This is a genomic window from Snodgrassella sp. ESL0253, from assembly GCF_013344965.1.
GTDB lineage: Bacteria > Pseudomonadota > Gammaproteobacteria > Burkholderiales > Neisseriaceae > Snodgrassella > Snodgrassella alvi_B.
The window spans coordinates 1-1,230 of sequence record NZ_JAAEDQ010000028.1 but is presented as its reverse complement, the minus strand read 5'-3'; the positions used below and the strand labels follow the sequence as shown (position 1 = coordinate 1,230).

The 1,230-nt window shown below is 47.8% G+C and carries 1 pseudogene; it reads left to right on the top strand.

From position 1 onward, the window contains the following. A pseudogene (locus GYX26_RS11180) lies at positions 1–1,230 on the top strand (S-layer family protein); the annotation flags it as partial.

The following is a 1,230-nucleotide window of genomic DNA, read 5'->3' as shown; positions in this document are numbered from 1 at the left end:
ATGTTGCCATCGGCACCCATAACCTAATCAACCAGGAAGAAACCATCGGCAGCGAAACCAAAGCCGCGGTTATTGCTGCGCGTGAGCGGCTGGACATCGGTGCCGCCAACATCATCAACAAAGAACACGCCCTCCTGTCGAGCGAAGGCGATATCGCCATTGGTGGTGCCTTAAACGAACAGCATCAGGCTACAGGCATGGCCGACAGCCTGATTAATGGCAGCGCGCGCATCGAAGCGCAGGGTAATGGCAACATCGCCGTCAAAGAATTACACAACCTGAATAACCACTTCACTGTTGAAGATTACCTTGCCAGTAGTGAACGAATCAGACAATACAAGGATGCGGGTAAAACCGAAAAATGGACAGAAGGTGTCGATGGCCATTTTAGTTGGAGCAAAAAATACGCCCAATTCAAATTCAAGGACGGCAGTAAAGTTCACTGGCGTTATGACGATATCAATAAAATTCGCTGGTGGGATTTTGTACGCAGTATTTATAAACAACGTGTCAAAGAAAGCGATCCTGGCCAGATCATCATCGGTGGTAACCTGAATATCGTAGGTAGCCACTGGGAAAACAACAATAGTCAGATACTAGTTGGTGGTAATCTCATCAGCAGTGATAACTTGTGGCTGGAAAATAAGGAAACCAAACAACAACAGCGTGTTGTTGATGAGGGCAAACAAGGCAGATTTACCTATAAAAAACGTAGCCGCCATCATGAGGCCAGAAAAAAAACCACAGGTAAAGTAAACAGCGTGACCATAACCGAACTTGACTTCGAGCAGCCAGTCAGCATCGTCCAACAACACACAGCCATTGGTAGTAATCAGGGCAAAGCCAGCACAGCCAATCCAACTGGCCATGAAGTTGGCAACATAAATAGTAACAACCAAACCAGTACCAGCAACAACAACATTGCCCAACAGCAGCAACACATCAAAACCCTGACTGATACCAACACCAGACTACCCAACAGCAGCCTGTACCATATCAACCCCAATAATAACGGCTATCTGGTAGAAACCGACCCTGCCTTTACCAACAAACAAAAATGGCTGGGCAGCGACTATATGCTTAGCGCCCTCGGCCAAGACCCGAACAAAATGCAGAAACGGCTGGGCGACGGCTATTACGAACAACGCCTGATCAACGAACAAATCGCCAACCTGACCGGCTATCGCCGTCTGGATGGCTACCAGAACGACGAAGAACAATACAAAGCCC